The sequence below is a fragment of the Natrinema sp. DC36 genome (assembly GCF_020405225.1).
GTDB lineage: Archaea > Halobacteriota > Halobacteria > Halobacteriales > Natrialbaceae > Natrinema.
In genome coordinates this window covers 746,974-771,942 of sequence record NZ_CP084472.1, presented here as the reverse complement: position 1 = coordinate 771,942, position 24,969 = coordinate 746,974, and the positions used below count along the sequence as shown (strand labels likewise).

Genomic DNA, 24,969 nt, shown 5'->3' with positions numbered 1-24,969 from the left:
TGAAAATCAGCACGCCTCACTTTTCACGATTAACTAAACACGGCCCGGTCGGGGATGCGCCGACGATGTCAGCCTCGAGAGGCCCGTGTGTGTCGATCGAGCGTCGGATCCGCGGGTTTCCAGCGCGCTGTAGTTAGCCGTTTCGTTCGGCTCTCAGCCCTTTTCTGTATTTCGTCCGTCGTCGCGACCGGCGGTCGACTCGAGCGGCAGCGTCGGATGACGGGCCGCGTCAGGGAGCGACGTTCTGCAATCCGGGATCGAGCATCCCGAATGCGAGTCCCGCGACGAGCAGGGACAGTCCGCCGACGAACAGGAACAGCTGCAACCAGTTCCGAGTCGCCCCCTCGCTCTCGCCGTTCGTGATCCGGTCGTGGATCGTACCCGCCGTTCCCCCGATCGGCTCGGGGAACAACGTCAGCAACTCGAACGGCTCGGCCGGATCCAGTGCGCCGACGAGCAGCGCGAACGTAATGAAGAGGAGGAATCCGACGGGCGGGACGACCGCGAGCGCGAGCCACGGGTTCGAGATCGCCGCCGAGAGGGCGACGATGGGGACGGCTGCGAGGACGGTAGTCAGTGCCGCTCGACCGAGCCGTGCGTCCTGGAGCGGATCGAAACCGACACGCCGAGCACTCAGACAGTGGAAGACGAACATCGATCCGTATCCGACGCTGGTCGCGACGGCCGCACCCCCCATTCCGAAACGGGGGATGAGCGTGACGTTAAGCACGACGTTAATCACGGCCGCGGCGCCGGTTGCCGCGACCGGATACCGGAGCGTTCCCTCGCCCTGCGATATCGCGAGGATCGGCCGTGCGAGCGCGAAGCCGAGAGCGCCGGGGAGCAACAGCAACAGCGGCGTGATCGCTGGCTCGGCCTCGGCACCGAAGTAAATCGGCACGGCGACGTTCGCCAGCGCTGCGAGTCCGACTGCCATAACTGCCGTCAGCAGAAATGAGTATCGCGTCGTCCGAGATGCGAGGGCCGAAATCTTTCGATAGCGGTTCTGCGACCACAGCTCCGACGTCGAGTGGACGAACACCGTCTGGATCGCCATCGGGACGAACCAGAGGAACTCGGCGAGCGTCAGCGCCGCCTTGTAGTTACCGACCGCCGCGTCCGACCGAAACCGGTTGAGCATGATGATGTCGATATGATAGAGCGACATCAGCAGGAAGATCAGCGCGATGCTCATCGAGTTAAACGTGAGCATCTCAGTCCGCGGGAACCGCTCCGTCGGACTGGAGAATACGGACGACAGGGAAATCCGTCGGTGAACGAGGAGGAGTCCGATCACACCGACGAGGAGGCTCGCAAACAGGTGACCTGCGAGCGCTCCCATCACGCCGAGGCCGACGTAGGTCAGCGGGAGTGCGACCGCGACGAAGCCGACCTTGTCGAGAACCTTGAGCGGCTCCGAGTACCGCTCGAGGCCGAATCCCATGAGCGTCTTCCGCGTGAAGTCCCGGAACTGCGCCGTAATAACGAGCGCCGCGAGGACGTAGAAGTAGATCGTCATCTCGGATCCGAAGGCGAGGCCGACGAGCCCGACTCTGGACGCGAGTACCAGCAGGAGCGCCCCGAGACCGGCCAGCAAGATCGCCAGCCGGAAGTAAAAGCCGACGACGTGTTCGCTCCAGTTCGCCGCGGAGCGATCCTCCGCGAGGAACTTTCGGACACCGTCCGTGATCCCCGAACTGACGAAGATCATATAGATCGCGAAGATAGACAGCAAAAACGCGTACTCGCCGAACGCCGATGCACCGAGAAATCGGTACAGCAGCGGCGTCGAAAGCGCAGTGACGACGAGGACGACGAGTTTCGCACTGACGACCGATACGATGCCGCTCGTAATACTCCTGTTCACGGTTTCCCCCTGGTTTCTTCGAGCTGCCAATCGACAGCTACCCCCGCCGACGATCGGTCACGATCCGACGTACTCACTGTAGCAAGATGGTTGCCACAGCGTGGCGTTATTATACGGGGGTTAAACGGGCTCGAGAGCCGAATTTGCGGCGATATAGAACGGTGAACGAATCGACGAAAAGTGACGAGAGACGGCGATGACGAAACGGAGCAACGGTGAGACGAAGCGATGAACTAGCGATGGCGGCCGTGTATCGCAGACTACTGGTACGTGTTCTCCCAGGTCGTAACCCCGCTCGCACCGAAGTCACGAATTCCGTCGACCAGCTCGTTCTTCTTGAACGTCGGATCTGAGGACGACGAGTAGAGGCAGACGGCCTCATCGTCTCCCGACGACTCGAGGGTCGAGTCGCGAACGAGCGCGTCGGAGCCGATGTCGACGAACGGGTATTGACTGGCGCGCAGCTCGCTCTGGTAGACCGTCAGGTCCGCGGCCGTGTTGACGAGTGCGTTTCGGTCCGCTCCGTTGCGTCCGCGCTGCGTGACATCGACGTTGTTGAAGCGACAGTTGTCGCGCTCACAGCGAATCCCGTCACGGAAACCGCTGGCATCGCCCGACTGTCCCGTGATCGTGACTGATTCGGCGAGTATTTGCTCCGACCTGTCGCTGTTCTGAATCCAGAGCGGATAGCCACCCGCGGTTTCGTGGGTAATCGACGTATCGACGATCGTTGCGTCCCCGCAGTTAGGAGAGAGAACGATTCCGTGATTCACCTCCGACCCGCGTATCTCCACGCGAGTGTTGTCGATCCGGGCGCTTTCGCAGGTGTTCATCACCGAAATCGCGTGACTGGTCGGTTTGGGCGACGTGATCTCGACGGCAGCACCGTAGATCTCCATGTTTCGACCGTTCTCGATCCGGATGCCGCGCTGAGTCCTGTCCTCCGGCCGCGTCGAGTCGACTTCGACGGTCGGCCACCGAATCTCGCTGTCTCGGCCACCGACGCGTATGTTCGCGCCGTTGCTGTTCCGGTACAGTCCGCCGTGGACGACGATCTTTCCGCTGTCGCTCGCCGCGTACAGTCCGTTGTTCGGGAACCCGCCGAGCTGGCAGTGTTTGAACTCGAGCGTCCCCTCGGTTTCGTTCGCTTCGATGCCGATCGGGCCGCGCCATCGATTGCCCGCATTCGGCGTGTTATCCACCCACGCAGCCCCGTCCGGCGCTCGAAACTGTTCGACGATCCCGTAGCCATCGGGGTCGGTGACGTTGAACAGTCCCGGGCCCCACGTCCCGCTGTCGTGGTGGCCGCGAACGGTGATATCGCGTACCTCGAGCCGGTCGGACGCGTAGGCCTCGATCGCCCTGATCCCCGTATCGGGGGCCGACTGATCGACGTCGAACCCCTCGAAGCGGAGACGCCGTCCGGGGCTGTACGAGACGCCGAGCCGGAACAGTCGGTACCGCGGTCCGTCGAACTCGTAGAAGTTCGCCGGAATCAGCGTCGCGTTCTCGCCGACGACGCCGAAGTTATCGAAGCCGGTGAATCTGAACTGCTCGTCCATGAAGTACTCCCCTTCGGGAAATACGAGCAGTGTATCGTCATCTCGGAGTCTCTCGAGCACGGGCGTGATCGATTCCGTGCCGGTATCGTCCGCTCCGGCCTCGGTCACGTCCACGACGGTTGCGTAGTCATCGTAGTAGTGTCCGTACCGATCTGTGGACGCACTGGCTGTCGACGTCAGTCCGATTCCGGCGGCACATGCCGCCACTGTTCCTCCCAGAAACCGACGTCTCGACTGTGTCTTTGAAATTCCTCCCTCGAGAGACGGCTGACCGTCATCCCCCTCGACCGACCGAGAGCCACGAGAAACGTCACGATTCGAGCACTGTGTACCACTTCTATCCGACATTGAAAGTCACTTCTTTGTGAGTGATGACGGGGTCCAGTATCTATGGATTCGGATAGAAAGCTTTTAAGTGATAAGTGCGGTTCCCGTTATCGATAAGGGCATACAAGTCCTATTTTTGAAATGGTTGCTCAACATACAGTTAGAGACGAAAACCGTCAGGGTGTAGACGGCTCTTCAGCGTTATATGGTTTTTAATACCTCTCTAAGCGCCACTAACGGGCTCGGCCCTTGTGCTGGATTTCTGTTATATATCGTGAATTACCAAATAATAGTATTGATGATGTCGACCAATGTTATCCGTATTCGTCTGACGCGCGGTCGTTCTCGAGCGTCGCGGCGATCAGTTCGGAAACGGCGCGCCGTATCCGCTGTGACACCGCCGAATCCGAGATATCGAGCCGACCGGCGAGATCATCCTGCGTGGCCTCGCGCGGTACCTCGAAGTAGCCGGCGTAGTAGGCCATCGTGAGGATCTCGTGTTGTCGTTCGGTCAGTAAGTAGGTCTGCTCATCGGACACCGACGAGTCGTACAGATGGTTCACGTGAAACGAGATGCCCCGATCGAGACACTGGTTCCGGAACGCCGACAGCACGTCGCGATCGGGGAGATGAACCCGTGCGCACCAGCCACCCTCCGCGCTCGTGATTCTGAAGGCGAACAGGCCGGCTTCGGCACAGCGATTGGGAACGATCTCGAGATCGGTCTCGACGACGACGCGATAGATTGACCGGTTCTCGAACGTCGCGACGCACGTCGCGTTCGCGACGGTCGGATCCGCAGCCATCACTTCCTCGAGAGCCTCGTGCTCGTCGCCGAACGCGGAGACGAACTGGAGGCGTTGCTCGCCGGTCGTCGCTCCGTACTCGTACCGGAGCGTCACGCCCGACCGTTCCTTGATCGTCGGCACTAACGGAAGTTCGTCGTGGACGAGGCGAACCGCTGCGATAAATCCCATTGAGAGATCGATGTCGTACACCGGTATCGGTCCCAATGACCCATACTTATAGCGCGGATAAGAGGGTTGTCGTAAGCAAAACCGACCCGCTCGATTCGGGAGGGCGGACGGACTCCTGTCAGTCAGCTCCGGCACACCCGCGACCCATACGGGTGCGCCAAGGACACAGTTCCAGTGGCCCGTCTCAGTGGGAGTCTCGGAGACGTTCAGAGCGTTGGAATACAGGACCGAGAGACGCGACCGAGTCGAGAATCACGAACCGTCCGGGTGGCGACGATACTCCCTCTCAATTCATGTACCCGAGATCGGCCAGCCGGTCCGTCACGTCTCCGTCCGCTGCCGGTCGGTTCGTCTCCTCCCCCTCCTCGTACTCCGGATAGGACGTCGACTCTCCCGAATCGACGACGGGGACGACGTTGCCGTCCATACGGTCGCTGTAGGGGACCCCCATTGCAGCCATGATCGTCGGCGCGACGTCGAAGAGGTGTGCCCGCTCGAGCGCGGCGTTTTCGTCGATTCCCTCGCCCGCCGCGACGAAGACACCGTCGAGCTTGTGGTTCCAGGGTTCGGCCGGGCTGAAGTAATCTCCCTCGCCCAGCTGCTCGGAGAGCATGTGTTCGAAATCCGCGGGGATCGTGACGACGTCGACCGTCTCGTCGATTTCGTCACCGTGGAAGTACTGCTCACGTGGCGCGACCGTCTCGAAGAACGGCTCACCATCGGGCGTCTCGACGGCCTGTAGCATTCGGATGAGGCTCTCGCGGAGTTCTTCATACTCCTCCTGTGGAACGACGCCGTTTGGCTCCCGGCCCTCGAGATTGATCCGGACGCCGAGTTCGGTCCGGGCGCGAACGTAGGCCTCCGATTCGGCGAAGTCGACCTGTTCGTTCGCCGTCCGAGTGACCCCGCCCGGCGCGTACTCGATGGCGACGTCCGCCAGCCCGACCCGCTCGAGCGCGGTCCTGACCCGTCGGGCGGTAACGCCGAATCGCGCGGCGACAGACGCCGCACGTGCGACCGTTCCCGGCTCCCACGTGTCGTACTCCTCGCCCTCGCGCAGGCGTCTGCGCATCGGGGTCCACGACGGCATTCCCTTGCCACCGGTCGTCGTCTCGAGGAAGCCCACGTCGCGGAGATACTCGTTGATCCGGAACTCGTAGCCATCGTACGTCCCCATCCCGTGGTCGCTCACGAGGAAGACGCGATCCGGGTCGCAGGCCTCGAGGATCGACGCGATCTGTTCGTCAGCCGCCTCGTAGACGGGATCGATGTGTCGTTTCTCGCCGCTGAGCTCGTGGAAGACCGTGTCCGTCTTCTGGAACTGGACGAAGCCGAAGTCCGGGTCGAACTCGTCGGCGAGATAGCGAAACGCCTCGCCGCGCATCCGGATGAGATTCTGATATTCCTCGATCTTCGCGCCGTCCGAGAGCGAGTCGTCGTCGCGCGTATAGTTCGGATAGACGCGATACTCTCCGATCGCGTCGCGGACCTCGTCTAGGAGCCCGTCGGGATGGCACGGCGGATCCTCGGGGCCGAGGAATCCCGGGATGACCGCGCCGTCGAACTCGTCCGGCGGGTGGGTGACCGGAGCGTTGACGACGACGCTCGAGCGGTCGTGTCGATCCAGCAGCGTCCACAGCGGATGCTCATGGACGTCGTCGTTGCTCGTCACGTGCCAGTCGTAGCCGTCGTACCCGACGAAGCCGACCACGCCGTGTTTGCCGGGATTAACGCCGGTATAGATCGACGGCCAGGCGCTCGGCGTCCACGGCGGGATCTGCGACTCGAGGGGCGCGGTCACTCCCGTCGAGCAGAGCCCCTCGATGGCCGGAATCCGATCGTCTTCGAACAGCCGCTCGAACACTGGCAGACAGCCCGCATCGATGCCGATGAGCAGCGTGTCCAGTCCGCTCGATTCGTTCGCAGTACTCCCCGTCGATGTCGCGTCATCACGACGAAACGCCCGAGTCATCGTTTCTGTTGTCTGTTTATAACCAATAGTTTCGTTCGACCGCTGCCGTCGTCCCACGGCAGCAGTGTTGTTCGTTGCACCACGTATCTACTCCCCACATAGGATACAGCACACTTCATTATCGATGCGTTAAACCCGACATAGAGGCCTGAACGCCGTGTATTTGACAACTGAACCGACCGATGGTCACGATCGGATTCCGGCCATGGTTGCGATCGCGGTCTCGAGAATGCCGACGGCATCGGCTTCCAGTCGTTCGGCCGTGGACTCGTCCCGTGCTTCGACCGTGAGCCGGACGACCGGTTCGGTGCCGCTCGCGCGCAGGAGGATCCAGCCGTCGTCGACGTCGACGTAGACGCCGTCGAGCGTGTCGACGTCGTCGTATCGTTCGCTAACGCGGTCGCGAACCTGGTTCATCACCGCGACTTTCTCTTCGACCGAGACCGACGCGCGACGGATCGGGTACGTCTCGATGCCGTCGACAAGTGACGAGAGCGGCCCGCGATCGGCGACGAGTTCCACGAGCTTACACGCAGCGAGCGGGCCGTCCGGACACAGCGTTTCGTCCGGCCAGATCCACGCGCCGCTCGGTTCGCCACCGAAGACCACGTCCGGCTGTGTCGCGCGGTCGGCAACGAACGTGTCGCCGACCCGCGTTCGGCTCACCGACGCGCCGACGGCAGCCAGCGCGTCGTCGACCGCCATGCTCGTATCGACCGGCGCAGCGACCACGTCGCCGTCCGTCGCGCTCTCGCGTGCGAACAGGGCCAGGAGCACGTCTTTCGGAACGAACGAGCCGGTCTCGTCGACGGCCAGCATCCGATCGGCATCGCCGTCGTGGGCGATTCCGACGCTGGCGTCCGTCGCTTCGACGAGCGCGGAGAGGTCGCCGAGGGTTTCTCGAGTCGGCTCGCTCGGTCTCCCGGGGAAACGTCCGTCCCGCTGTCCGTTCAGCGTGACGACGTCACAGCCCAGCTCCGAGAGCACGCGCGCGGTTATCCCCCCGGTCCCGTTCCCGATGTCGACGGCGACGCTCGGCGGGTCGTCGATCGACACGGACTCGGTTATCGCCGTCGCGTGTCGATCGGTCGAATCCTCGAGCGACTCGAGCGAGCCGTGTCCATCCCAGGGCCGTAGATCGTAGTCGTCCGCGTCGACTCGCGTCGCGATCGCGTCCCGCTGGTCGGAATCGAACGCCTTGCCCGACGCGGCCCAGAGCTTGATCCCGTTGTCCGGCGCGGGATTGTGCGAAGCCGTAACGACGATTCCCGCGTCCGCGTTCTCCCGCGGGACCGCCCTCGCGATCGTCGGCGTCGGCGCGACCCCCACCTCGAGCACGTCCGCACCACACTCGCGCAATCCAGCGGTCAATGCATCGGTCAGGACCCTGCCGCTCTCTCGAGCGTCTCGCCCGACGACGACGCGGTCGTAGCCGTCGGACGCGACGGCTCGACCGACCGAGAGCGCAAGCTCGGCCGTTACCTCCTCACCGACGGTTCCGCGGATACCACTCGTTCCGAACATAGTGACTATCCTCGAGACAGGAGGGATTACTATAGAGGTGTTAGACGAGTACGGGGTGTTCCCGTAAACGTTCTTGAACAGTGCCGTCTCTCGGTATACTACCGACGCGATGTCTGCGATGACGGCGATATACTGTCAATCGTGTGGTGGGCTGAGAAGGTATCTATGTGACTCCCGGTCAACTTAATATAAAATATTTGCCATAGTCCCGGGCGGATTCGAACCGCCGTCATGGGCTCGCTTCCGTGACGGAGCGTACCGGACACGTCCAAAGGCCCATATGATTGGCCACTACACCACGGGACTCCTCACTCCGAGATAGCAGACGGCATCACAATAGTGTTACTTTTCGGCGTGAGGGGAAACGGCTATCTGTCCCTCCTCGGCTCGTCGATGACAGCTCCGGCAGAGCGTAATGACGTTTTCCATCGTATGTGCGTCCTCGGGGTTGTCGTACGACCGAACTGGCTGAAGATGATGAACATCTGGATTCCGATCGAGTTCCGCCTTCTCTGCGCCACAATACTGGCACGTGTATCCATCTCGCTCGAGTGCTCGCCGGCGAATACGCCACCACGTACGGCCGTATTCGATCGTACCGCCCTCCCACTGATGGTGGTCCGGGCCGACGACGTTCTCCGAAAGCCAGTCGCCATAACAGTCCAACGTACAGAAGAAGCCCCGTTTCTGTTCGTCGACCTTCGCCGGACGAACCTCGAGGTCGTTCCCACACGACTGGCACCGTACCGTTATTCTGTCGCCTTTTACAGCGTAATTGTCCGGGAGCAGTCCCTCGGCAGCTTCGACACACTTCGAACAGTAGACGCCTTTCTTGGACGACGGATAGTACGAGAACGTCGATTCACAGCGTTTACAGGCCGCGGTTTCCGTGGCATCGCTCCAGTTTCCGTTGTGTTCGGCACCGTTCGGATTGCAGCTCTCGCAGTATTCTCGCCGTGCTTTCGGATCGTAGAACTCGGTTTCACAACCGCTACAGGTTCGGTTCGGAAGCGGATCGCCGTGCACCTTCGTGTGATGCTGGCGCATTCCTTGTGTCGTCCGGAGCGATTTCCCACACGACGGACAATCCATGCAGTGGGGTGGCCTCGGTATCGCATATAAACCTGCGGCTGATCGTGATTGTGACGACGCGCCGCGGCCAATGAAAACACGGTATACCCGAGTGGGGATACTGCCGATAACTGCCGGAAAGAGGTTACAGGTAGCCTTCCTCGGCCAATCGCTCGACCCCTTCCTCGAGCCGTTCCTCACTCGCCGCGTACGAGATTCGCGCGTAGCCAGGCGTGCCGAACGCACTCCCCGGGACGGTCGCGACGTGGGCGTCCTCGATAGCGCCCTCACACCAGGCTTGATCGTCGTCATCGACGGGAAGCATCATGTAGAAGGCCCCCTCCGGAACCGCCACGTCGACGTCGTACTCGGCGAGCAGGTCGACAACTAGATCGCGGCGCTCCTCGAACGCGTCGGTCATCTCCGTGACGGCGTCTTCGGTCTCGAGCGCCTCGAGACCGGCGTGCTGGACGAAGTTCACCGCGGAGGAGACCGAGTGGCTGTGAAGCTTCCCGGCCTGGTCGATCAGCCCTTCGGGGCCGGCGAAGTAGCCCAGACGCCAGCCGGTCATCGAGTACGCTTTCGAGAAGCCGTTGACCGTGATCGTGCGATCGGCCATCCCCTCGAGCGTGCCGAGACTCGTCGGTTCGACGCCGTAGGTGATCTCCTTGTAGATCTCGTCGGAGATGACGGTGATGTCGTGTTCGACGGCGAGGTCGCGGACGCCCTCGAGTGCGGCGTCGGAGTAGACTGCACCGGTCGGGTTCGACGGCGAGTTGACGATCAACAGCTTCGTTTCGTCGGAGACCGCGGCCGCGAGGTCGTCGAGTGCGGGCTCGAGCCGGAAGTCGGAGTTCGAAAGGTCGACGCGGGTGAGGTCGCCGCCGGCCATCTTGACCATCGCCTCGTAGGAGACCCAGGCGGGATCGAGCAGGGCGACTTCGTCGCCGTCCTGGATGAGCGCCTGCACGATCTCGTAGAGCGCCTGCTTCGCACCGGGCGTGACGATGATCTCGTCCGAGTCGTGATCGAGCCCGTCGTCGGCCAGCTTGTCAGCGATCGCCTCGCGCAGTTCGAGGATGCCGGCGGAGGTGGTGTAGCCGGTGTGGCCGGCGTCCATCGCGTCCTTGCCGGCCTCGACGATGTTTTCGGGCGTGGGGAAGTCGGGTTCGCCGACGCTCAGGTCGACGACGTCTGCGCCCTCGGCCTCGAGTTCGGTGGCGAGCGCGGAGATGGCAAGCGTTGCGGACGGTTCGACTCGGCTGACGCGGTCGGTAAATTCCATCGTCATTGTGGATCTAGTCTGAATCGGGAGCGGGACTGGGGTCGGGGAGTTCGTCGACGAGATCGAGCGCGCCGTCGACGGCTTTCGCCGCGTTTTCGATGCGTTCGCGCGCCTCGGCGGCGGACATTCCGGGGCCGGTCACGCCGAGGGTCACGGGCGTATCGCGCTCGAGACTCACGTCGGAGAGTCGCTGGGCGGTGGCGTCGGTGATCACCTGGTCGTGGTCGGTATCGCCAGTGATGACGGTGCCGATTACGGCGACTGCGTCGACTTCGTCGCGGCGAGCGAGCCGGTCGGCCGCCAGCGGCGCGTCGTAGACACCCGGGACGCGGACCGTCTCGTACACCTCGGCGCCCGCGGCGGTGGCCGCCTCGAGCGCTTCCTGCTCCATCTGCTCGGTGATCGGACGGTTGAATTCCGCGACCACCAATCCGAGCGTGGTCATAGGCGAGCGGTGGAGAGGGCGGGTAAAAGAGGTACCGTTCTCGGGTGACCGCGTCCCGACAGCGTGCCGACCGTCCGGGGCTCGGCGATCGACCGCAGCAATCGGTCCCGATCCACCGCCGGCCCAGCGGCGTTACGCCGCGTCATCGCTTCGAACCGTTACGTCGCCGTTCTCCGTCTCGAGACGGATGCGCCGCGTTCCGTCGCCGACCGTCAGCTCGAGTCCCCCGTCGCTCGAACCGTCCGAACCGTCGAATCCTTCGACTCCCACCTCGCCGTTCGTCGTCTCGATGCTGACGGTCGCATCGATCGATGCGGGTGCTCGAACGGTGATCTCGCCGTTGGTGCTCTCCGCGGTCACGTCGCCGTCCCCGTCCGTGAGCGTAACGTCGATATCCCCGTTCGTCGTCTCCGCGCGGACATCACCACTGACGTCGGCGACGCGAACGATGCCGTTGGTGCTCTCGGCACTCGCTCCGCCGTCGACGCCCTCGACATCGACGCGGCCGTTCGTTGTCTCGGCCGTCAGTTCACCGGTCGCGTTTCGAACGTCGACGTTGCCGTTCGTCGTCTCCGCCCGAGCGAGCCGAACTCCCGCTGGAACCGTCACTTCGAGGTCCACCTTCGGATCCGGGCCGAACAGGAACGGCGTCTCGTCCCGGTGCGTTTCGATCGTGAGATGCCCGTCGCTTCGCTCGGTTTCGAGCGTCAGCGACTCGAGGGAACCCTCGGTCGGTGCCGCTTTGTGGGCGCGTACTTCGATCGCGTCCGCCCGATTCCCGTCCACGGAGACCGAACCGTTTACACCTTCCAGCGAGAGTGCACTGAGTCCGTCGACGTCGTACGTTTTCGTCTCGGTTTCCGTTGCTCCCCTGCCGGTCGCGATACAGCCGGCGAGCGCGCTGAGAATCCCGAGACTTCCCCCAGCGAGTAGCCGCCGCCGCGAGATGGCCGTTCTCATGTTCGTGTCCGTGTGTTGCCATCGGTTTATGTACTACCACTGAGTTTCCGACGCGGGTATCCGCCACGAAGGTTTTTATACGAAAACGATTCGTCTCGGATCGAGACGGCTGGGAACCGGCGGCGGGCAGCCGATCCCAAGTGCAACGCATGCGAGGTGTTCAGCGGTCGATCGCGTCCCGAGCGGTCCGTTTGAGAATTCTTAAGCGCGGGCGACGAGAACCGGCGCGCATGACGACGCTACGGACGCCGGGACCGACGATCGGCGTAGTTGGCGGGGGACAGCTCGGGCGGATGCTCGCCGAAGCGGCCGCGCCGCTGGGCGTCGAGGTGGTCGTGCTCGATCCGACGCCGGACTGCCCCGCCGCACCGGTGGCTCGCGACCAGATCGTCGCCGGGTTCGACGACGAGGCGGGAATCCGCGAACTCGCCTCGCGCGCGGACATACTCACCTTCGAGATCGAACTCGCGGATCAGGACGTGATGGAGCGGGTGAGCGACGACACGGGCACGCCCGTTCACCCGAAGCCGTCGACGCTCGAGACGATCCACGACAAACTCGTTCAAAAGCGCGAACTCGAGGACGCCGGCGTTCCGGTGCCGCCGTTCCGCGCGGTCGAGGACGCCGACGACATACGCGGGGCGATCGACGACTACGGCGCGCCGGTGATGCTCAAGGCCCGCACCGGGGGGTACGACGGGCGCGGGAACGTCCCCGTCGAGTCGAAAGCCGACGCTGCGGACGCCCTCGAGTCGGTCGCCGGCCCCGCGATGGTCGAGTCGTTCGTCGACTTCGAGCGCGAGGTGTCCGTCATCGCGGTCAAAGGCGAGGACGAAATCGCGACCTTCCCGATCGGGGAAAACGTCCACGAGGACGAGATTCTCCGGGAGACCGTCGTTCCGGCGCGCTCGAGCGAGGACATCACCGAGCGCGCTCATGCTGTCGCGCGCGACGTGCTCGAGGTGATGGACGGACGGGGCGTGTACGGAATTGAGTTGTTCGAAACGCGCGAGGGGGAAATCCTGCTCAACGAGATCGCGCCGCGCCCGCACAATTCGGGTCACTGGACGATCGAGGGCGCCCAGAGCTCGCAGTTCGAACAGCACGCGCGGGCGGTGCTGGGTTGGCCGCTCGGTTCGACTAAGCTGCGTTCGCCGACCGTTCTGACGAACCTGCTGGCTGACGTCGACGAGGAAGGGCGCGCGGAGTTGAGCGACATCGACCGCATCCTCGAGACACCCGCCGCGCATCTCCACTGGTATGGCAAGCGGCAAGCCCGACCGCTACGCAAGATGGGCCACGTCACCGTCTCGGGCGAGACCGAGGACGCCGACGTCGAAGCGTTACTGGAGACCGCGCGCGACCTCGAGGAGCGCGTGACGTTCCGGACGTAGCCAGCCGACTGCGGGTCGTCCCGGTCGCTCGGTCCGTTTGCCACTGTTTCAAGTCACTCGCCCGACCACCACCAGCCATGAGCGACAGCGTCAGCGAACTGATCGAGCGCCTGCGCAGCGAGGCCGAACAGCATCGCCCGTCCGAGGAAACCCCGGACGTGGGGATCGTCATGGGCAGCGACTCCGACCTCGAGACGATGATGACCGGCGGGACGCGCCGAGGTGCCTACGACGCGTTCGTCGACGAACTCGGCTTCGCCGAGCAGACTGACTTCGAGAACCCGCCCGCGGAACGGTTCACGTTCGAGACCTACGTGACCTCGGCTCACCGAACGCCGGACTTAATGACGACTTACGCGGAGACGGCCGAAGAGCGGGGCCTCGACGTAATCATCGCCGGGGCGGGCGGGAAATCCGCGGATCTCCCGAACATGACCGCGTCGATCGCGTATCCGCTGCCGGTCATCGGCGTTCCGGTCCAGGAGAAGTCCGTCGACAGCGTCATCGGGATGCCAACGGGGGCGCCGCTGGTCGCGGTCGACGCCGGCAAGTCCTTTAACGCCGCGCTGTCGGCCGCCCAGATCCTCGCGCGCCAGTACGACGACGTTCGCGACCGACTCGTCGCGTATCACGAGGACCTGCGCGAGGGCGTCGGCGCCGTCTCTCGAGAACTCCACGACTCCGGGACGCCGGCGTTCCGGGACCGAGATCGGTAAGCCCCGGAACCGGGATCGGTAAGCGCTGGTATCGGGATCAGTACCGTCGCCTCGTACGGACGTGGAGGATGCCCCGCGTGTCTCCGAAACTGTGATCGGTGATCCCGGTCGCGCTTCCGGTCGGGCGACAGACTCGCGTGCGTGGCAGAAATTACCGCCACACGTGACGCGTCGCGGTCGATTTCGCCCTCGAGTAATCCCGTATTACCGATCCGTTCACTCTACACACAGCTATATATAGTATAAGGTGATTATTCACGAGGATCTATTCGCGTCGAACCTTCTCTCTGGCCCGTGTTCCCCCGGAAAACGAAGAATCAACCCTTATGTGCGTGCGGTTTGAAGCCTCGAACGTTACCGAGATGAATGATTGGATCGCTATCGGGGCGCTGGCACTCGTCGGGGTGTTGATACCGTTCGGGATGATGGCGGTATCGTATCTCCTGCGACCCACCGTGCCCGAAACGAGCAAACGCGCCACCTACGAGAGTGGCGAGATTCCGACCGGCGGAACGCGCATCCGGTTCAATATTCAGTACTACATGGTTGCGCTTCTGTTCGTCATCTTCGATATCGAGACCGTCCTCCTGTTCCCGTGGGCGGTCGCCTACCAGGATGCGCTCGCTGAACCGGAAATCTCACTCGTCGGTGCGCTCGGGCCGATGCTGTTGTTCGTCGCCATCCTGCTCGTCGGACTCGCGTGGGCGTGGCGCAACGGCGCAGTACAGTGGGCACAGACCACTCGCCAGCTGGAAACTGACAGACAATGAGTAGCGAACAACCACGCCAGCAAATCTACGACAGCACCGCACCGTCGTCGGACACCCGCGACTCGCGGATCGGTGAGGGTGCCGACGACCGCTTCAACTCTAGGCTTCGCGAGGCCTTCGGGTCGACCCCGTTCATCCTCACGAAGTTCGACAAGTTCATGAACTGGGTGCGGGGCAACTCGATGTTCATGCTCCAGTTCGGGATCGCGTGCTGCAGCATCGAGATGATGCACACGTACGCGATCAAACACGATCTGGACCGGTTCGGGGCCGGCGTTCCGCGCGCCTCGCCCCGACAGGCCGACGTGATGATCGTTCCGGGGACGATCGTCTCGAAGTTCGGGCCCCGCATGAAGCGGGTCTACGATCAGATGCCCGAACCCAAGTTCGTGGTCGGCATGGGCTCGTGTACCATCTCCGGCGGCCCCTTCCAGGAGGGCTACAACGTCGTCAAGGGTGCCGAGGAGATAATCCCCATCGACATCCACGTTCCTGGCTGCCCACCGCGACCGGAGGCACTCGTCTACGGCATCGCCAAACTGCAAGAGCGGATCCGCAACGGCGAGTCGACTCCGGTCGTCGTCAAGCCATACGAACTCGAGGAGTTCGGCGACCTGCCGCAGGACGAACTCGTCCAGAAACTCGCCGACGATATCGACGAGGAGGATCTCGTCATGCGATACAACTGGGCTGATTCGCCATGAGCACGGGACTCGAGCGAGGGCAGCAGCCACCGGTCGAGGTGTCGGAAGACGATCTCGCGGCGCTGATCGGTGATCGTGCGCTCACACGCGACGATCACCTGAACGCGCCGGGGTTCGTCATCCGGCCGGACGACGTCCAGGACGTCCTCACGGATCTGCGGGACGAGGCCGGGTTCGATCACCTCTCCTGTCTCACCGCCCAGGAGTACGCCGACCGATACGAGTCGATCTACCACCTCAAGAAGTACGCCGATCCGACACAGGAGGTCTCGATCGTCGTCCCGACGACCACCGACAACCCGGTCAGCCAGACCGCCGAGCCGGTCTTCCGGACGGCCGACTGGCACGAGCGGGAAGCCTTCGACCTCGTCGGCATCGACTACGAGGGCCACCCCGATCCGCGTCGGATCCTCCTGCCCGAAACCTGGCAGGGACATCCGCTCTCGCGGGGGTATGATCAGGAAAAACCACAGCTCGTAACCCTCTCGGAGCACGCCAACCCGGTCCAGCCGGACCACCACGACGACGAGTCGGACACGATGTTCCTCAACATCGGACCGCATCACCCGGCGACCCACGGCGTGCTCCACATCGAGACGGTGCTGGACGGCGAGACGGTCGTCGACGTCGACCCCGATATCGGCTATCTGCACCGCTGCGAGGAGCAGATGTGCCAGCAGGGGACCTACCGTCACCAGATCATGCCCTACCCGGACCGCTGGGACTACGTCTCGGCCGGTCTGCTCAACGAGTGGGCTTACGCGCGCACGGTCGAGGACCTCGCGGACATCGAGGTCCCCGAGTACGCCCAGGTCATCCGGACGATGAGCGCCGAGATGTGCCGGATCGCCGCGCACATGCTCGCGCTGGCCACGTTCGCACTGGACGTCTACGGCGACTTCACCGCCATCTTCCAGTACGGCATGCGCGACCGAGAGGTCATTCAGGACATCCTCGAGGACCTGACCGGCCAGCGGCTCATGTTCAACTACTTCCGGCTGGGCGGGGTCGCCTGGGACCTTCCGGAACCCCGCGAGGAGTTCATCGAGAAGACGCGAGACTTCCTCGACGGGCTCCCCGCGAAGGTCGACGAGTACAACGACCTGCTGACCGGCAACGAAATCTTCCAGATCCGGTGTCACGACACCGGGATCCTCGAGCCCGAGGTCGCCAAACAGTACGGCTGTACCGGGCCCGTCGCCCGGGGCTCGGGCATCGATTACGACCTCCGTCGCGACGACCCCTACGGCTACTACGAGAACCTCGAGTGGGACGTCGTCACCGAGGACGGCTGTGACAACTTCAGCCGCGTTCTGGTGCGCATGCAGGAGGTCGAGGAGTCCGCGAAGATCATCGAGCAGTGTCTCGACTTACTCGCCGAGTGGCCAGAAGACGAGCGGACGGTTCAGAGCAACGTCCCACGGACGCTGAAACCCGACCCGGATACGGAGGTTTACCGCGCCGTCGAGGGGGCGAAGGGCGAACTCGGGATTTACATTCGTTCGGACGGGACGGACAAGCCGGGTCGGTTCAAGATCCGGAGTCCGTGCTTCCACAACCTCTCGGCGCTGCCCGAGATGTCCGAAGGGGAGTACGTGCCCGATCTGATCGCGTCGCTTGGCAGCCTCGATATCGTGCTCGGGGAGGTGGATCGCTAGTATGTTCGGTGCGGTTGCTGCGTATCCGCTGCAGGACACGGTCTTGCTTCCCGAACGGATCGGCGAGCTGACCGGCCTCGACGGGTTCGGCCTCGGCGGCGAACTGCTCGCGACCTTTCTCGCGGCCTTCATCATCGGGAACCTGATGCTCGCGATGACCGGCGTCGCGGGGCCGTGGGCCAAACGGAAGATCACCGCCGCGTTTACGGACCGAATCGCGGTCAATCGGCTCGGACCGGCCGGGATCTTCATCATCGTCGCCGACGCCGTTCGGCTCCTGTCGAAGGAGCTGATTATCCCGGAGAACGCGGATCGTCCGGCCTACGACCTCGCGCCGATCGTCGTCGCGGCGTCGGCGCTGCTGGGCTTTGCCGTCATTCCGATGGGAAGCGGGATCCACCTCGCGGACCCCGAAGTCGGACTCGCGTACGTCTTCGCGGTCTCGGGGATCGCGAGTCTGGGCCTGGTGATGGCCGGCTACGCGTCGGCGAACAAGTACTCCCTGATCGGGGGGCTTCGCGCGGTGGCACAGAACATCGCCTACGAGATCCCGCTGGTCGTCACCGGGATGTCGGTCGTGATCTTCGCCGGCACGCTGCAGATGGGCGAGATCGTCGCGGCCCAACACGAGACGCTGATAGAGATCGCCGGGATCTCGATTCCGACGTGGTACGCGTTCGTCAACCCCTTCGCGTTCGTCCTGTTCCTCATCGCGAACTTCGCGGAGGTCGGCCGCAACCCCTTCGACACGCCGGAGGCACCGACCGAGATCGTCGCCGGCTACCAGACCGAGTACTCCTCGGTCTACTTCGTGTTGATCTACCTCGGGGAGTTCCTCCACATCTTCCTCGGCGGCGCGATCATCGCGACGATCTTCCTCGGCGGACCTGCCGGGCCGATCCTCCCGGGCATCGTCTGGTTCCTCATCAAGATCTGGGCGGTGTTCTTCGCGACGCAGTGGCTGCGTTCGGCGGTACCACGCGTTCGGATCGACCAACTGATCGAGATCGGCTGGAAGGGGCTGCTGGTCCTCTCTTTCGCCAATCTCGTCCTGACCGCGGTAATCGTGGGGCTGCTAGCATGATCGGGATACTCAAATCGATGGCAACGACGATGAAGCACGCACTGGACGGCTCCACCTTCACGGTGGAGTACCCGGAGACCGCACCCGACGTTTCGCCGCGATTCCGTGGCGTTCACAAGTTCAGTCAGGAGCGGTGTATCTGGTGTCGCCAGTGCGAGAACGTCTGTCCGAACGACACCATTCAGATCGTGACGAACGATCAGCGACAGGGCGAACAGTACAACCTCCACATCGGGCAGTGCATCTACTGCCGGCTCTGCGAGGAAGTTTGCCCCGTCGACGCCATCCTGCTCACGGAGAACTTCGAGTTCACCGCGGACACGAAACACGACTTCGTCTACAACAAAGAGCAGCTGAAGGCGGTACCGTGGTACAAGGACATCGACCCGCTCGCCGCCCGCGAACCCGACCGGGGCGCGTGGGTCGGCGAGGGTGAGGGGGATGTCGACTACCAGTAACGGGTCCGCCCGTCCCGCAAACGGGCACTATCAACAACCATGAACTACGAGCTGATCGCGTTCGCGCTGTTCGCCGCCGTGACGCTGGCCAGCGCGGTGGGTGTCGTGCTCATGCAGGACCCGTGGCATTCGGCGCTCCTGCTTGGCGTAGCGTTGCTCAGCGTGGCGGTCCACTACGTGATGCTGGCGGCCGAATTCGTCGCCATGATGCAGGTCCTCGTCTACGTGGGCGGGGTCCTCGTCCTCATCACGTTCGCCGTCATGCTGACCGAGCGCGACGACGCCGACGCAGACGAGGTGGTACAGGCATGACGACCGGTCCGAAACTTCGACTCGGCAAGACGCTGATCCCGGGGCTGCTCGCCGTCGGTCTGTTCGGCGTGATGGCGCTCATCACGCTGAACGCGGCCTTCGAGCCGATGACCCAGGCAGCGGGGGCCGGCTTCCCCGACGACGTCTCGATCACGGCCGAACTCGGCTACGCGCTGTTCGGCTTCGACGAACTCCAGACGATCGGCGGAACCGAACCCTTCCTCGCCGCCGTCTTGCTCGTGGCGATCGCGCTCGACGCCGCGCTCGACGCCTCGCTCGTCCTCGCGAAACGCGAAGAGGAGGGCGAACCCGTTGCTGCACTCTCGAGCACCGGCGAGGCCTCGAGCACCGAAACCGGTCCGGAACCAGCCGTTACCGATGGCGGAGCTGACGGTGGGACAGCCGAGACGGGAGGTGGGAATCGATGACCGTCGACGTGCAGTACTACGTGCTGCTGTCGATGGCGGTGTTCTGTATCGGTCTCTTCGGGGTGCTGACGCGTCGCAACGCACTGTTGTTCCTCATGTCCGTCGAACTCATGCTGAACGCGGCGAATATCAATTTGATCGCGTTCGCGTTCTATCACGGCAACCTCACGGGGCAGTTGTTCGCGCTGTTTACGATGGCGCTCGCCGCCGCCGAGGTAGCCGTCGGACTCGGGATCATTCTGGTGTTGTACCGCAACTTCCGTGACGTCGACGTCACGGTTCCGACGACCATGAGGTGGTAAAGATGGCCGCAATAGCAACAGATCCGTTCGGATTCGCACCGGCGATCGCAGTGTTCCCGCTCGTGGCCTTCGTGGTCACGCTCGTCTTCGGGACGTACATGCCGAAGAAGGGGGCGTTCGCGGGCATCATCGCGACGGCGGGCTCGCTCGTAATCTCGCTCGTCATGTTCGCGGCCGTCGCGGGCGGCGAGACGCATCAGACGACGCTCTACGAGTGGACGGCCGGCGCGGCCGCGAGCGCGACCGGTACCGAGGAGATCTCCTTCACGTTCGGGATTCTGATCGATCCGCTCTCGGCGCTCATGCTGGTGATCGTCTCGCTGGTCGCACTGCTCGTCCACGTCTTCAGTCTCGGCTATATGAACGCCGAAGGGGAGACGGGGCTCCGGCGGTACTACGCCGAACTCGGTCTCTTTACCTTCAGCATGCTCGCGTTCGTCTTCGCGGACAACCTGCTGATGGCGTTCATGTTCTTTGAACTCGTCGGGCTCTGCTCGTACCTGCTGATCGGGTTCTGGTTCCGCACGGAATCGGCCCCCTCGGCCGCGAAGAAGGCGTTCCTGGTCACCCGCTTCGGTGACTACTTCTTCTTGGTCGGGGTTGTCGCCATCGCCGCGACGTTCGGCACGGTCGGCTTCGCCGGCGAGGAGTCGTTCGTTACCGCCGCCGAGACGGCGATCGACGACGGCGCGACGCTGTTCGGCTTCGACGCCGAGACCTGGGTGACGATCACCGGGCTGCTCGTGCTCGGCGGGGTGCTGGGCAAGTCCGCGCAGTTCCCCTTCCACACCTGGCTGCCCGACGCCATGGAGGGCCCGACGACCGTCTCCGCACTCATTCACGCGGCGACGATGGTCGCGGCCGGCGTCTACCTGGTCGCTCGCATGTTCGGCTACTACGCGCTGAGTCCGACCGCGCTGGCGATCATCGCCTTCGTCGGCGGCTTCACCGCCTTGTTCGCCGCGACCATGGCCGTCGTCAAAGACGACATCAAGCAGGTGCTGGCGTACTCGACGATCAGCCAGTACGGCTATATGATGCTCGGACTCGGCGTCGGCGGCTACGTCGCCGGGGTCTTCCACCTCATGAACCACGCCTTCTTCAAGGCCTTGCTGTTCCTCGGTGCCGGTGCCGTCATCATCCTCATGCACCACGAGCAGGACATGTGGGAGATGGGCGGGCTGAAGGACGAAGCGCCCGTCGTCTACTACACGTTCCTCGCCGGCGCGCTCGCGCTCGCGGGGATCGTCCCCTTCTCGGGCTTCTGGTCGAAAGACGAGGTGCTGTTCGACGCGCTGGCCGTCGGCCTGGCGGAGCCGGTCATCCTCGCGGCCTACGCGATGGGTCTGCTCGCCGTCTTCTTCACCGGCTTCTACACGTTCCGGATGGTCTTCCTGACCTTCCACGGCGAGCCTCGCTCCGACACGGCCGAGGAACCCCACGCGGTCGGCTGGGCCGTCAAGGTCCCGCTGCTCGTACTCGGGACGCTCGCGGCCGTCGTCGGCTTCGCGAACCTCGCGCCCGTCGCGAGCCTGCTCGACCTCGACATCACCTACCTCGAGCACTGGCTCGACGGCGAGTACGGCTACGTCGAGGGACTGACCTATCACGCGTACCACGAGACGGTGGCCTTCGAAGAGAGCTACATCGGATCGGAGACCACCACGATGCTGTTGAGCGCCGGACTGTCGCTCGGTCTCGCACTGGCCGGCGCGTTCACCGCGCACACGCTGTACAACGTGTCCGAACCGTCGCGTCACACGCAAAAGCTCGGCGGCGCGTACCGCGTCCTCAAGCACAACTACTACCAGGACGAGTACCAGGTCTGGCTCGCCGAAGGCTTCACGCTCCCGCTGGCTCGAGCGGCCGATCGGTTCGATCAGACCGTCATCGACGGGGTCGTCAACGGGACCTCGACGATCAGTCTGTTCGGCAGCGATCGAATGAAACGGCTCCAGACGGGTATCGTGACTAACTACGCGGCGCTGTTGGTGGGCGGGTTCATCGGCTTACTACTCGTCCTCGGCTATCTCGGAGGGTGGTTCGCATGATGATCGAAGCACTGATCGCAGTCGCACTGGTCGGCGCACTGGTGACGTTCGTCGCGCCGAATCGCATCGCCGGCAAACTCGCCTTCGCCATCAGTCTCGTGCCGGCGGCCCTGTCCCTGTGGCTGTTCGCCGCCTTCGACGGCAGCGGGAACGCCCTGCTCGACGGCGAACTGGCGTTCGAATCGCAGGCGGCGTGGCTCGAGATCGGCGGGCGGTCGATTTCCTGGTTCGTCGGCGTCGACGGGATCAGCATGCCGCTGGTCGTCCTGACGACGATCCTCTGTACGCTGGCGATCGTGAGTTCGTGGACGCCGATCGACGAGCGCGAGTCCCAGTTTTACGGGCTCATCCTCTTCATCGAGGCGATGCTGATCGGCGTCTTCACCGCGCTCGACTTCTTCCTCTGGTTCGTCTTCTGGGAGGCGGTCTTGATCCCGATGTATCTGCTGATCGGGATCTGGGGCGGCCCGCGCCGGAAGTACGCCGCGATCAAGTTCTTCGTCTACACGAACGTGGCGTCGCTGGTGATGTTCGGTGCTTTCATCGCGCTCGTCTTCGGGCTCGGTGACTCGGTCACCTCCTTCGCACTGCCCGAGATCGCGACGGCGATGCTCGAGGGCGGCCCCGAGGGGCTCTTCGGCCTCGGCGGGACGGCGCTCGCCTCGGTCGTCTTCATCGCGATGTTCCTCGGTTTCGCGGTGAAGGTGCCCATCGTCCCGTTCCACACGTGGCTGCCCGACGCCCACGTGGAGGCGCCGACGCCGGCCTCGATACTGCTGGCCGGCGTTCTGCTGAAGATGGGGACCTACGCCCTGCTCCGGTTCAACTTCACGATGTTCCCGGAGCAAGTCGAGGCTTATGCGGTTCCGATCGCCACGATCGCCGTCATCAGCGTCATCTACGGCGCGATGCTGGCGCTCGCGCAGACCGACCTCAAACGGATCGTCGCCTACTCCTCCGTCTCGTCGATGGGCTACGTCATCCTCGGACTGGTGGCCTACACCCAGTTCGGGGTCGGCGGCGCGACGTTCCAGATGGTCTCCCACGGCCTGATCTCCGGGCTGATGTTCATGGCCGTCGGCGTCATCTACAACGCGACTCACACCCGGATGATTACCGACATGTCCGGGATGGCGGATCGGATGCCGATCGCGGTCGGGATCCTCATCGCCGGCGCCTTCGGCTACATGGGGCTGCCGCTGATGAGCGGCTTCGCCGCGGAGTACTTCATCTTCTTCGGCTCCTTCGGCTCCGAGCTACTCGAGTACTCGGCGCTGTTCACGTCGCTCGCGATGTTCGGCATCGTCATCGTCGCGGGCTACCTGCTCTTTGCCCTCCAGCGGACGGTATTCGGCCCGTATCAACTCGAGACCGACTACGAGGTCGGCCGCGCACCCGTCCACGACGTCGCGTCGATGGTCGTGTTGCTGGGGCTCGTCATCGCCCTCGGCGTGGCTCCCGACCTGATCTTCGACATGATAACCGACGCAATCGATCCGATCGTCCAGGGAGGTGACCTCTGATGGCGGTCCTCGAACTTCCCGAGTGGACGGCGCTCGCACCGGCACTGATCCTGGCGGGGACGGCACTCGTCCTGTTCCTGCTCGACAGCATCAACCCGCGCTCGACGAACCGCACGCTGCTCGCCGGCACCGCCGTCGCCGGGTCGCTGTCGTCGCTGGCCGTCGCCGTCTGGTTTACCGCCGCCGGCGTCGGGGCGACCGGCATCGACAACTACGGCGTCATCGATATCATGGACGGCCAGTTCGTCGTCGATCAGCTGGCGCTGTACTTCATGATCATCATCGCGGTCGTCACCGCCCTCGTCACGGTCGCGAGTTACGATTACCTGCGAGACCACACCTATCAGGCAGAGTATTACTCGCTGATCATCCTCGCGGCGACCGGGATGTCGATGATGGCCGCGTCGAACAGTCTCGTGACGATCTTCATCGCGCTCGAGCTAACGAGCCTGCCGTCGTACGCGCTCGTCGCGATCCTGAAGGACAACCGCGGCAGCGTCGAAGCGGGCCTGAAGTACTTCCTGATCGGGGCGCTCTCGTCGGCGATCTTCGTCTACGGCGTCTCGCTGGTCTACGGGGCGACCGGCTCGCTGCAACTCGAGGCGATCGCGGCCAACCTCGACGGTGCCGGCGAGATGGGCGGATTGCTCGGTCTCGGGATCCTCATGCTGATCGGCGGGATCGCGTTCAAGACCGCGAGCGTCCCCTTCCACTTCTGGGCGCCCGAGGCCTACGAGGGCGCGCCCGCGCCGATCTCCGCGTTCCTCTCCTCGGCCTCGAAGGCCGCCGGCTTCGTGCTCGCCTTCCGCGTGTTCACGACGGCGTTCCCGCTCGAGGCGACGACCGCCGTCATCGGCGTCGACTGGACGTGGGCGTTCGTCATCCTTGCAATCGTCACGATGACGGTCGGGAACTTCGCGGCGGCGACCCAGGAGAACGTCAAGCGGATGCTCGCCTACTCCTCGATCGGTCACGCCGGCTACGTCCTGATCGGGCTGGCGGCCCTTTCGACCGACGCCGGCGAGGTGGTCATGGGAGCAGCCATGATGCACCTGCTGGTCTACGGCTTCATGAACACGGGTGCGTTCCTGTTCGTCGGCCTGGCGGAATACTGGGGCGTCGGCCGCACCTTCGAGGACTACAGCGGCCTCGCGAAGCAAGCGCCGTTCGCCTGCGCCGCGATGGCGGTCTTCATGTTCAGCCTCGCGGGCATCCCGCTGTTCGGCGGCTTCTGGAGCAAGTACCTCCTGTACACCGCGACGATCGAGGCGGCCGCGGACAACGCGGCCCTGCTCCTCGTCGCCGCCGCGCTCGTCGTCAACAGCGCGCTCTCGCTGTACTACTACTCGCGGCTGGTCAAGGCGCTCTGGATCGAGGATCCGATCGTCGATCGGGATCGACTCGCCCAGCCGACCGGGCTCTACGCGGCGATCATCGTCGCCGCAGTGATCACGGTCCTGATCCTGCCGGCGTTCGGCCCGATCGCCGACGCCGCGACCGAGGCGGCAGCCGCGATCGTCGCGTAGTCGCCCCACGGGAGACCCGGTAGCTTTTACCCCTCGGGGTTGCAAGCCGCGAC

Annotated in this window: 22 protein-coding genes and 1 tRNA gene; 13 read left to right on the top strand and 10 right to left on the bottom strand. The window is 63.8% G+C overall.

The annotated features are described in order from the left end of the window. Positions 1–229 precede the first annotated feature (229 nt). The 10 genes from LDH74_RS04300 to LDH74_RS04255 all read right to left on the bottom strand — a co-directional run bounded on the left by LDH74_RS04300 (position 230) and on the right by LDH74_RS04255 (position 11,990). On the bottom strand, positions 230–1,867 hold the full coding sequence (locus LDH74_RS04300) for a polysaccharide biosynthesis C-terminal domain-containing protein (protein WP_226041301.1): 1,638 nt from the start codon (positions 1,865–1,867) through the stop codon (positions 230–232). Between the two features lie 260 nt (positions 1,868–2,127). Further along, positions 2,128–3,636 carry a right-handed parallel beta-helix repeat-containing protein gene (locus LDH74_RS04295; protein ID WP_226041300.1) on the bottom strand — a complete coding sequence of 503 codons (1,509 nt, stop codon included), beginning with the start codon at positions 3,634–3,636 and terminating at the stop codon, positions 2,128–2,130. Between the two features lie 434 nt (positions 3,637–4,070). Next, positions 4,071–4,733, bottom strand: coding sequence for a helix-turn-helix domain-containing protein (locus tag LDH74_RS04290; RefSeq protein ID WP_226042498.1), 663 nt, complete (start codon positions 4,731–4,733; stop codon positions 4,071–4,073). 286 nt (positions 4,734–5,019) lie between these two features. Further along, a complete protein-coding gene (locus LDH74_RS04285; RefSeq protein ID WP_226041299.1) occupies positions 5,020–6,705 on the bottom strand; it encodes an alkaline phosphatase family protein in 1,686 nt (561 codons plus the stop codon). Between the two features lie 186 nt (positions 6,706–6,891). Further along, a complete protein-coding gene (glmM, locus tag LDH74_RS04280; protein WP_226041298.1) occupies positions 6,892–8,229 on the bottom strand; it encodes a phosphoglucosamine mutase in 1,338 nt (445 codons plus the stop codon). 203 nt (positions 8,230–8,432) lie between these two features. Beyond that, positions 8,433–8,535 (bottom strand) — tRNA-Gln (locus LDH74_RS04275). A 36-nt stretch (positions 8,536–8,571) separates the two neighbouring features. Then, positions 8,572–9,321 (bottom strand): HNH endonuclease, encoded by a 750-nt coding sequence (locus tag LDH74_RS04270; protein WP_226041297.1) that lies wholly within the window; start codon positions 9,319–9,321, stop codon positions 8,572–8,574. A 124-nt stretch (positions 9,322–9,445) separates the two neighbouring features. Next, entirely contained in the window at positions 9,446–10,591 is a 1,146-nt protein-coding gene (locus LDH74_RS04265; protein ID WP_226041296.1) for a pyridoxal phosphate-dependent aminotransferase, read from the bottom strand. Positions 10,592–10,598: 7 nt separating this feature from the next. Further along, entirely contained in the window at positions 10,599–11,030 is a 432-nt protein-coding gene (ribH, locus tag LDH74_RS04260; protein WP_226041295.1) for a 6,7-dimethyl-8-ribityllumazine synthase, read from the bottom strand. Positions 11,031–11,162: 132 nt separating this feature from the next. Then, positions 11,163–11,990, bottom strand: a complete 828-nt coding sequence (locus tag LDH74_RS04255) for a DUF4097 family beta strand repeat-containing protein (protein ID WP_226041294.1) — start codon at positions 11,988–11,990, stop codon at positions 11,163–11,165. Positions 11,991–12,220: 230 nt separating this feature from the next. Between LDH74_RS04255 and LDH74_RS04250 the strand changes: the two genes are divergently transcribed. The 13 genes from LDH74_RS04250 (at position 12,221) to LDH74_RS04190 (ending at position 24,916) form a co-directional block, all read left to right on the top strand. Then, entirely contained in the window at positions 12,221–13,384 is a 1,164-nt protein-coding gene (locus LDH74_RS04250; protein ID WP_255680932.1) for a 5-(carboxyamino)imidazole ribonucleotide synthase, read from the top strand. 77 nt (positions 13,385–13,461) lie between these two features. Next, positions 13,462–14,100 (top strand): AIR carboxylase family protein, encoded by a 639-nt coding sequence (locus LDH74_RS04245; protein ID WP_226041292.1) that lies wholly within the window; start codon positions 13,462–13,464, stop codon positions 14,098–14,100. 362 nt (positions 14,101–14,462) lie between these two features. Beyond that, on the top strand, positions 14,463–14,870 hold the full coding sequence (locus tag LDH74_RS04240) for an NADH-quinone oxidoreductase subunit A (protein WP_226041291.1): 408 nt from the start codon (positions 14,463–14,465) through the stop codon (positions 14,868–14,870). Beyond that, positions 14,867–15,574, top strand: coding sequence for an NADH-quinone oxidoreductase subunit B (locus tag LDH74_RS04235; RefSeq protein ID WP_226041290.1), 708 nt, complete (start codon positions 14,867–14,869; stop codon positions 15,572–15,574). The genes LDH74_RS04240 and LDH74_RS04235 overlap by 4 nt, the downstream gene beginning before the upstream one ends. Further along, positions 15,571–17,232: an NADH-quinone oxidoreductase subunit D gene (locus LDH74_RS04230; RefSeq protein WP_226041289.1), complete on the top strand. Its 1,662-nt coding sequence runs from the start codon at positions 15,571–15,573 to the stop codon at positions 17,230–17,232. Before LDH74_RS04235 ends, LDH74_RS04230 begins: the two co-directional genes overlap by 4 nt. Before the next feature lies 1 nt (position 17,233). After that, the gene (locus tag LDH74_RS04225) at positions 17,234–18,316 is read left to right on the top strand and encodes a complex I subunit 1 family protein (protein WP_226041288.1); all 1,083 of its coding nucleotides are present in this window, start codon (positions 17,234–17,236) and stop codon (positions 18,314–18,316) included. Continuing rightward, entirely contained in the window at positions 18,313–18,774 is a 462-nt protein-coding gene (locus LDH74_RS04220) for an NADH-quinone oxidoreductase subunit I (protein WP_226041287.1), read from the top strand. The genes LDH74_RS04225 and LDH74_RS04220 overlap by 4 nt, the downstream gene beginning before the upstream one ends. Before the next feature lie 39 nt (positions 18,775–18,813). Then, a complete protein-coding gene (locus LDH74_RS04215) occupies positions 18,814–19,086 on the top strand; it encodes an NADH-quinone oxidoreductase subunit J (RefSeq protein WP_226041286.1) in 273 nt (90 codons plus the stop codon). Further along, entirely contained in the window at positions 19,083–19,514 is a 432-nt protein-coding gene (locus LDH74_RS04210) for a hypothetical protein (protein ID WP_226041285.1), read from the top strand. The genes LDH74_RS04215 and LDH74_RS04210 overlap by 4 nt, the downstream gene beginning before the upstream one ends. Continuing rightward, complete coding sequence (nuoK, locus tag LDH74_RS04205; RefSeq protein ID WP_006181260.1) at positions 19,511–19,816, top strand: NADH-quinone oxidoreductase subunit NuoK; 306 nt, start codon at positions 19,511–19,513, stop codon at positions 19,814–19,816. The genes LDH74_RS04210 and nuoK overlap by 4 nt, the downstream gene beginning before the upstream one ends. A gap of 2 nt (positions 19,817–19,818) precedes the next feature. Then, positions 19,819–21,867, top strand: coding sequence for an NADH-quinone oxidoreductase subunit L (gene nuoL / locus LDH74_RS04200; protein ID WP_226041284.1), 2,049 nt, complete (start codon positions 19,819–19,821; stop codon positions 21,865–21,867). Then, positions 21,864–23,390: a NuoM family protein gene (locus LDH74_RS04195; RefSeq protein WP_226041283.1), complete on the top strand. Its 1,527-nt coding sequence runs from the start codon at positions 21,864–21,866 to the stop codon at positions 23,388–23,390. The genes nuoL and LDH74_RS04195 overlap by 4 nt, the downstream gene beginning before the upstream one ends. Beyond that, positions 23,390–24,916, top strand: a complete 1,527-nt coding sequence (locus tag LDH74_RS04190; protein WP_226041282.1) for an NADH-quinone oxidoreductase subunit N — start codon at positions 23,390–23,392, stop codon at positions 24,914–24,916. The genes LDH74_RS04195 and LDH74_RS04190 overlap by 1 nt, the downstream gene beginning before the upstream one ends. Positions 24,917–24,969: the final 53 nt, after the last annotated feature.